The sequence below is a fragment of the Ilumatobacter sp. genome (assembly GCF_049588435.1).
Taxonomy (GTDB): domain Bacteria; phylum Actinomycetota; class Acidimicrobiia; order Acidimicrobiales; family Ilumatobacteraceae; genus Ilumatobacter_A.
The window spans coordinates 1-8075 of record NZ_JBAVYV010000004.1; the positions used below are offsets into that span (position 1 = coordinate 1).

General features: G+C 66.0%; 8 protein-coding genes. 6 read left to right on the forward strand and 2 right to left on the reverse strand.

The window, feature by feature from the left end:
• Window positions 1-295 precede the first annotated feature (295 nt).
• From ilvB to WBV89_RS00085, 6 genes are all read left to right on the forward strand, one after another.
• Window positions 296-2116, forward strand: coding sequence for a biosynthetic-type acetolactate synthase large subunit (gene ilvB, locus WBV89_RS00060; protein WP_423979305.1), 1821 nt, complete (start codon window positions 296-298; stop codon window positions 2114-2116).
• The gene (gene ilvN, locus WBV89_RS00065; protein WP_423979306.1) at window positions 2113-2667 is read left to right on the forward strand and encodes an acetolactate synthase small subunit; all 555 of its coding nucleotides are present in this window, start codon (window positions 2113-2115) and stop codon (window positions 2665-2667) included. Before ilvB ends, ilvN begins: the two co-directional genes overlap by 4 nt.
• A gap of 87 nt (window positions 2668-2754) precedes the next feature.
• Window positions 2755-3789, forward strand: coding sequence for a ketol-acid reductoisomerase (gene ilvC / locus WBV89_RS00070; RefSeq protein WP_423979307.1), 1035 nt, complete (start codon window positions 2755-2757; stop codon window positions 3787-3789).
• A gap of 80 nt (window positions 3790-3869) precedes the next feature.
• On the forward strand, window positions 3870-4709 hold the full coding sequence (locus tag WBV89_RS00075) for a DUF6159 family protein (protein WP_423979308.1): 840 nt from the start codon (window positions 3870-3872) through the stop codon (window positions 4707-4709).
• A 133-nt stretch (window positions 4710-4842) separates the two neighbouring features.
• Window positions 4843-6156, forward strand: coding sequence for a bifunctional o-acetylhomoserine/o-acetylserine sulfhydrylase (locus WBV89_RS00080; RefSeq protein WP_423979309.1), 1314 nt, complete (start codon window positions 4843-4845; stop codon window positions 6154-6156).
• 149 nt (window positions 6157-6305) lie between these two features.
• The gene (locus WBV89_RS00085) at window positions 6306-7157 is read left to right on the forward strand and encodes an undecaprenyl-diphosphate phosphatase (protein ID WP_423979310.1); all 852 of its coding nucleotides are present in this window, start codon (window positions 6306-6308) and stop codon (window positions 7155-7157) included.
• Window positions 7158-7199: 42 nt separating this feature from the next.
• On the opposite strand, the gene WBV89_RS00090 is transcribed toward WBV89_RS00085, so the two are convergent.
• Window positions 7200-7715 carry a hypothetical protein gene (locus tag WBV89_RS00090; protein WP_423979311.1) on the reverse strand — a complete coding sequence of 172 codons (516 nt, stop codon included), beginning with the start codon at window positions 7713-7715 and terminating at the stop codon, window positions 7200-7202.
• A 78-nt stretch (window positions 7716-7793) separates the two neighbouring features.
• Window positions 7794-8075, reverse strand: a 282-nt coding sequence (locus tag WBV89_RS00095) for a hypothetical protein (protein ID WP_423979312.1), incomplete at its 5' end; no start/stop codon positions are given.

Here is an 8075-nt window from a genome sequence, read left to right on the forward strand (position 1 = left end):
TCGTGAACTGTTCGCGCACGGAGCGCGGGAACAGTTCACGAGATGCCCGGATGTCGGGGATGGCCCCGGGTCGGAATTGGGTTTGTGTTCGGCGCGATCGCGTGGTTGGATGGGTGGCGTGAGCAACTCGACCAACCTGTTCGTAGTACTCATCCGGTAGCACGCCCGGATCTCCTCTGCGCGTGCCTCGACCTCCCAGACGGGAGGTCGTTTGCTTTTTCGGCACCGATCCGGCGTCGAACCGCCCGCTCCCCACCACACTGAACACCGCACCCGCCAAGAAACGAAGGCACCGATGACTGCACAACCGACAGACACCCCGGCCGAGACATCCGCACACGAGTCGCAGCAGCACACCGAGGGCGAACGGATCACCGGCGCCCAGGCGCTGATCCGATCGCTCGAGATGGAAGGCGTCGACACGATGTTCGGCTACCCGGGCGGATGCATCCTCCCGGCGTACGACCCGCTGCTCGAGTCCTCGATCCGCCACGTGCTGGTGCGCCACGAGCAGGGCGCCGGCCACATGGCCGAGGGATACGCCCACGTGTCGGGCCGTCCGGGTGTGGCAATGGTGACGTCGGGCCCGGCGGCGACGAACCTCGTCACACCGCTGATGGACGCGTACATGGACTCGATTCCGATGGTCGCGATCACGGGTCAGGTGCCGACCGCGGCGATCGGATCCGATGCGTTCCAGGAGTGCGACACGGTCGGGATCACCCGCTCGTGCACGAAGCACAACGAACTCGTCCTGACCAGTCAGGGTCTCCCGATGGCGATCCGCCAGGCGTTCCACATCGCCACCACCGGACGGCCCGGACCCACCCTGGTCGACGTGCCCAAGGACGTGTTGGTCGGCGAGATGGAGTGGTACTGGCCGACCGACGAGGAGGTCCTCGCCAGCCTTCCCGGCTACCGCCCGAACGTGAAGGGTCATCCGCGGATGATCAAGGAGGCGGCGAAGCTGATCCTCGAGTCCGAGCAGCCCGTCATCTACGCCGGTGGCGGAATCCTCAAGGCCCGCGCCGCCGAGGCCCTCGCGGAGCTCGTCGAGCTGACGGGAATCCACGTCGTCACGACGCTGATGGCACGCGGCGCCTTCCCCGACGATCACGAGCTCAACCTCGGGATGCCGGGAATGCACGGCAACGCCTCGGCGGTCACCGCGATGCAGAAGGCCGACCTGCTGATCGCGCTCGGCTCGCGCTTCGACGACCGCATCACCGGCAAGGTCGACGCATTCGCGCAGAACGCGAAGGTGATCCACGTCGACATCGACCCCGCCGAGCAGGGCAAGGTGCGCCGTCCTGACGTGCCGATCGTCGGCGACGCCCGACTGGTGATCGAGGAGATCATCGTCCAGATCCACGCCCTCCTCGACAGCGGCGTCACGCAGGCCGACACCGGCGCGTGGAAGAGCAAGGTGTCGGGTTGGCAGGAACAGTTCCCGATGACCTACGAACCCTCGGAGCCCGGCGCGGCGCTCAAGCCGCAGTTCTGCATCGAGCAACTCCGGGACCACGCGCCGGACAAGACGATCGTCACGTCCGGGGTCGGTCAGCACCAGATGTTCGCGTCGCAGTACTGGCACTTCAACGAGCCGTACACCTGGGTCAACTCGGGTGGCCTCGGTACGATGGGCTTCTCGATCCCCGCTGCGATCGGAGCGAAGGCCGCGATGCCCGACCACACGGTGTGGGCGATCGACGGCGACGGCTGTTTCCAGATGACCGCTCAGGAGTTGGTCACCGCATCGCTCGAAGGACTGCCGATCAAGGTCGCGCTGCTCAACAACAGTTATCTCGGCATGGTCCGTCAGTGGCAGGAGATGTTCTACGACGAGCGCTATTCGTCGGTGTTCCTCGACTCATCCGCGTTGCCCGACTTCGTGATGATGGCCGAGTCGATGGGCTGTGCCGCCATCCGCGTCGAGTCGCCCGAAGAGGTCGGCCCGGCGATCGAGAAGGCGAACTCGATCAACGATCGCCCGGTCGTCGTCGAGTTCCGCACCGAAGCGGCCGAGGGTGTGTTCCCGATGGTCCCGGCCGGTGCGAGCAACGACGACGTCATCCTCCACCCCACCCAGCAAGACCGGAAAGAGAACCTGAAATGAGCCGCGTGCGCGACTTCGGATCCACCACCCACCCGTCCGGTCACCTCAACCATCACATCCTCTCGGTGCTGGTCCAGAACCGCCCCGGCGTGCTCGCACGGGTGTCGAGCCTGTTCGCCCGCCGCGGATACAACATCTATTCGCTGGCGGTCGCTCCCGCGGAGCAGGAGGGGATGAGCCGGATCACAATCGTCGTCGACCTCGACTCGGCGCCGCTCGAGCAGGTCACCAAGCAGCTCTTCAAGCTGATCGATGTGATCAAGATCTCCGAGCTCGATCCGGCGCACAGCGTCGAACGCGAGCTGATGATCGCCACCGTCAAGGCGTCGGGCCCGACGCGCGGCGAAGTGCAGACGCTCACGCAGATCTTCGAGGGCAAGATTCTCGCAGTCTCCGAGGACAATCTGACGCTCAGCCTCGAGGGGCACCCTGCGAAGCTCGACGACTTCGAGGAGCTCCTCGACTCGTACGGCATCGTCGAACTCCAGCGCACGGGGCGCGTCGCCCTGCCAAAGCTCGATCGCGGTTCGCGACTGCGCGTCGCGAACTAGCAGAATCATCGACGGCACCGCAGGTGCCGCCCCGTTCACCCATCCAACACCGAACACCGAACAATCCCATTGAAAGGCAGGCTGACCATGGCCGTCACCGTGTACTACGCCGAGGACGCTGATTCCTCGATCATCCGCTCCAAGAAGGTTGCCGTCATCGGCTACGGCTCGCAGGGCCACGCCCACGCGCTGAACATGAAGGAGTCGGGGGTCGACGTCGTCGTCGGCCTGCGCGACGGTTCCTCGTCGGTCGCCAAGGCCGAGGAAGCCGGCCTCACGGTGATGTCGATCGCTGATGCGACCAAGGCGTCGCAGGTCATCATGATCCTGGCGCCCGACACCGAGCAGAAGAAGATCTACGACGAGCACATCGCTCCGAACCTCGAGGAAGGCGACGCCATCGCGTTCGCGCACGGTTTCAACGTGCACTTCGACCGGATCAAGGCCCCCGAGGGCATCGACGTGATCATGATCGCTCCGAAGGGCCCCGGTCACCTCGTGCGCCGTACCTTCACCGAGGGCGGCGGCGTGCCGTCGTTGATCGCGGTGGCACAGGATGCGACGGGCAACGCCCGCGCCGTGGCCATGTCGTACGCCGACGCGATCGGCGGCACCCGCGCCGGCGTGATCGAGACCACGTTCAAGGAAGAGACCGAGACCGACCTGTTCGGCGAGCAGGCCGTGCTCTGTGGCGGACTCACGCAGCTCGTCCGGGCCGGGTTCGAGACCCTCACCGAGGCCGGCTACGCCCCCGAGATGGCGTACTTCGAATGCCTCCACGAGGTGAAGCTGATCGTCGACCTCATGTACGAGGAGGGCATCGCCGGAATGCGCTACAGCATCTCCGACACCGCCGAGTACGGCGACCTCACGCGTGGACCCCGTATCGTCACCGACGCGACCAAGGTCGAGATGAAGAAGATCCTCACCGAGATCCAGACCGGCCAGTTCGCCGACGAATGGGTCGCCGAGTCGGAGTCGGGTCGTGAGAACTACCACCGGATGCAAGAAGCCGGCAAGACGCACCCGATCGAGGAGATCGGTGCCGAGCTGCGGGCGATGATGCCGTTCATCAACGCCGGCAAGCAGAAGGTGGCGGAAGCCTCCGGCGGAGACTCCTAAGAGCCGACCCGGCCCGGTCGACCGACGAGGTCGACCGTGGTTTCGAACTGCGGGCCGCTCGCTGCACTAGGTTTCGCCGGATGTTCAGGCGGATGAAGCAGGGTTGGGAACTCACGAAGAAGTCCTGGTCGGTCGTGCGTGCCAACCCTGGGTTGGTGCGCCTTCCGATCCGGGGCGGCATCTTCGCCGTCCTCGCCATGGTGATCATCGTCATCCCCGGGGTCGCACTCCTGGCGACGGAGGAGCTGGCGGCGCAGATCGGCGGTGGGGTGCTGGTCGCGATCGGCGCCTACGTCGCCTCGTTCTCGGTGATCTTCTACAACGTGGCGCTCGCCGCCGCAGCCGACGTCGCGCTCGGCGGCGGGAAACCCGACCTCGCCGCCGCACGTGCGGTCGCGCGGAGCAAGTCGGGAATCATCGCCAAGTGGGCGTTGGTGTCGGCGATCGTGTCGGTCGTGCTCAGCATCATCCGCGACAAGGGTGGATTTGCTGGTGAGTTGGTCGCAGGCATCGGTGGCGCGATCTGGTCGCTCGTCACGTTCATGGTGGTGCCGGTCCTGGTGTTCGAGGACGTCGGCCCGATCGACGCGATGAAGCGTTCGGCGAGCCTGTTTCGCGCACGCTGGGGTCAGCAGGTCACGGGCAACGTCGCGATCGGCGGCGTGGCCGGATTGATCACGTTCGTCGGGATCCTGATCGGCGTGGGTGGTGTGCTCCTGCTCCTGGTCGGGTCCGCGGCCGCCGAGATCACCGGCGGTCTGCTCGTGCTCGTCGGAATGCTCGTCGCGATCGGAGCTGCCGTGTTCGCGGGTGCGACTCGCGGTGTTTTCGGCGTCGCGCTCTACCGGTACATCGCCGACGACCACGCCCTCGGACCGTTCACTCCGGGCGATCTCGAATCGGCCGTGAAGACGTCCTGACGGTCGATCGTGCGCCGGCCGCGGCTGCGCTCGGGCATCGACTCGTCACGGCGGGGAGCAGCAGCGTTCTCGCCTTCTCGCCGCCTGATAGTTGACTTGGCCGGTCGGGATTGGTGACGTAGGGTTCAGCGTCATGAGTGACAACTGGGGTTTCGAGACCAAGCAGATCCACGTCGGTGGAGAGCCCGATCCAACGACCGGGGCCCGCGCTGTCCCGATCTACCAGACGACATCGTTCGAGTTCCAGAACGCCGATCACGCCGCGAACCTCTTCGCCCTCGCCGAGGTCGGCAACATCTACACCCGCATCATGAACCCGACCCAGGGTGCGCTCGAGGCACGCCTCAACGCACTCGAGGGCGGCTGCATCACTGCGATCGGGCTTCCGGGGGCACTCGCGGTCTCGTCGGGCCAGGCGGCATCGACGCTCGCCGTGCTGAACCTCGCCGAGTCCGGCGATCACGTCGTCGCGTCGCCGTCGCTGTACGGCGGCACGTACAACCTGCTGCACTACACGCTGCCGAAGATGGGGATCGAGGTCACCTTCGTCGATGACCCGGACGACCTCGAGCAGTGGCGGGCGGCGTCGAACGAGCGCACCAAGTGCTTCTTCGGCGAGGTCATCCCGAACCCGAAGAACGACGTACTCGACATCGCGGGCGTGAGCGGCGTCGCGCACGATGTGGGTGTCCCGCTGATCGTCGACAACACCGTGGCCACGCCATACCTGATCCGTCCCCTCGAGCACGGCGCCGACATCGTCGTGCACAGCCTCACCAAGTTCATCGGTGGTCACGGCACCTCGATCGGTGGAGCGATCGTCGACGGAGGCACGTTCGACTATGGAGATGCCGAGCGCTTCCCGAACTTCAACGACCCGGACCCCAGCTACCACGGCCTCGCGTACTGGCCGGCCCTCGGCCACGGCTCCTACATCCTCAAGGCACGCGTGCAGTTGCTGCGTGACATCGGAATGGCGATCTCGCCGTTCAACGCATTCATGTTGATCCAGGGGCTCGAGACCCTGAGCCTGCGGATGGAGCGGCATTGGTCGAACGCCCAGAAGGTCGCCGAGTTCCTCGACGGTCACGACCAGGTCGAGTCGATCAACTACTCGGGTCTCCCGTCGAGCAAGTGGCACGAGCGTGCGACCGAACTCGGTGGGGGCAAGGGCTACGGGTCGGTGCTCGCGTTCGAGATCACGGGCGGGCACGAGGCCGGCAAGAAATTCGTCGAGGGTCTGACGCTGCACAGCCACGTTGCCAACATCGGTGATGCCCGCAGCCTCGTGATCCATCCCGGCTCGACCACGCACAGCCAACTGACCCCCGAGGAACAGGCTGCGAGCGCGGTCACCGCCGGTCTGGTACGGCTCTCGGTCGGGCTCGAGTCGATCGACGACATCCTCGCCGACCTCGAGCAGGGCTTCGCCGCAGCGGCGAGCTGAGCCACCTACGCCACGACCCGTCCGCAGCCCAACCCGCTCGCCCGCTCGGCCCACCATCCGGCGATCTCGTGAACTGTTCGCGCACGGAGCGCGCGAACAGTTCACGAGATCGGGGTAGGCGGGGTGGGTGTGGGCGATAGACATGCGGCGTGCCGATCTTCCACGCGATCGTTCTCGGCCTCGTGCAGGGGTTCTCGGAGTTCCTGCCGATCTCGTCCAGCGGACACCTCCTGCTCGTCCCGTGGCTGTTCGGCTGGAACGACTTCGACGGGGCTGACGGCGACTCGATCAAGAAGACGTTCGACGTCGCGCTCCATCTCGGAACGTTCATCGCGGTCCTCGGCTACTTCTGGCGCGACGTGGTCGTCTACGTCCGCGAGGGCACCAGGCTCGTGTTCTCACGGCAGCGTCCGACCACGGTCGAAGGCCGACTGGCATGGTTCTTCGTGCTGGCGACTGTGCCGGCGGCGCTCGTCGGAGCGATCTTCGAGAACGTCATCGACAGCGCGCTCGGCACACCGTTGATCATCGCCCTCTCGCTCATCGGCTTCGGCCTCCTGCTCGGCTGGGCCGACCGCCTGGCGGGAAAGCGTGAACTCGAGGAGTTCGGTGCCGGCGACGCGATCAAGACCGGCATCGCGCAGACGCTCGCGCTGAACCCGGGAACATCCCGCTCCGGGATCACGATCACCGCGGCGCGCTGGCTCGGCTTCGACCGCGACGCGGCAGCGCGCATCAGCTTCACGATGTCGCTGCCCGTCATCGCGGGGGCCGTCCTGGTCAAGTCGGTCGGGTTGTTCACGGGCGAGGTCGACAGCGACCTGTACATCCCGATGCTGGTCGGCGTCATCACGTCCGGCCTCGCCGGGTGGTTCGCCGTGTGGGGCACGCTCAAGTGGATCCGAACGCACAGCTTCCTGCCGTTCGTGATCTACCGCGTCGCCCTCGGCGTGTTCATGCTGCTGTTGATCGTCAGCGGCGTGCGCGGCGCCTCGGGTTGACCGAGCGTTCGGTCATCGGGCGTCCAACACCCGATGACCGGGTCAGTCGGCGCCCTGGCCCGCTGCCATCGCCTCGACGGTGAAGGCGTGGAACTTCGCGGTGTCGAATGCGACCACGAGCCGTGCATCGGTTTCGATGATCACGCGATGCGGTGAGTCGAGGAACTTCTTGAAGCTCTTGCGGTACTCGTCCTCGGGGTCCTGATCGACGCGCGACAACTTGGTGTAGAACCACTCCTTCAACTCGTCGAAGCCGTCGTCGCCGTGAGCGTGCACGACGGATTCGCCCTTGAACGTCGCCGTCTTTCCCGAGTTGTTGATCACGAGACCCGATTGGGGCCGGGCGCGCAGGGCCGGGACGCGCTTGCGGCGTTCGGCGCAGGTGGTGAAGAACTTGCCGTCGTGATAGACGAACGCGACGACGACACCGACCGGATGTCCATCCTTCGTCGTCCAGTTGAAGATGCATTCGCCGCCGGAGCGGAGCAGCGAATCGAGCGCCTCCTGATCGAGACGCATCGTGGTCAGGTCTTCGTAGTCGATCTCTTCGTTTGCCATTCTGCCTTCATCTTCCTTTCGTCGAGGTGTCTCGCCATCATGGCCGGGCACGGTCGGCGCCGGCGCAGCGGAGCGGGGTCAATCGGTCGATCGGATGAACGTCACGCTCGCCTGACGCATCTGCGCCGCCGCAGCGACCGTCGGTGCCATGTCGACGGGGACGGCGACGAAGATGACGTCGTCATCGACGTGCACGATCCGTGCCGACGATGCGAGGACCAGGCCGTCGCTGTACACCGCGACTGCGAGCCCGACGTCGGGATGGGCCACGAGTGGGTCGCTGATCGGAACCACCACCTCGCCGGGGTCGGCACCCGCCGCCGGTCCGGGCCCCTCGGTGAGGTCCCCGCGCACGATGAT

Excerpts from the sequence above, each read along its gene's own strand:
- ilvB (WP_423979305.1), top strand. The coding sequence starts at position 296 with ATGACTGCACAACCGACAGACACCCCGGCCGAGACATCCGCACACGAG.
- ilvN (WP_423979306.1), top strand. The coding sequence starts at position 2,113 with ATGAGCCGCGTGCGCGACTTCGGATCCACCACCCACCCGTCCGGTCAC.
- ilvC (WP_423979307.1), top strand. The coding sequence starts at position 2,755 with ATGGCCGTCACCGTGTACTACGCCGAGGACGCTGATTCCTCGATCATC.
- WBV89_RS00075 (WP_423979308.1), top strand. The coding sequence starts at position 3,870 with ATGTTCAGGCGGATGAAGCAGGGTTGGGAACTCACGAAGAAGTCCTGG.
- WBV89_RS00080 (WP_423979309.1), top strand. The coding sequence starts at position 4,843 with ATGAGTGACAACTGGGGTTTCGAGACCAAGCAGATCCACGTCGGTGGA.
- WBV89_RS00090 (WP_423979311.1), bottom strand. The coding sequence starts at position 7,715 with ATGGCAAACGAAGAGATCGACTACGAAGACCTGACCACGATGCGTCTC.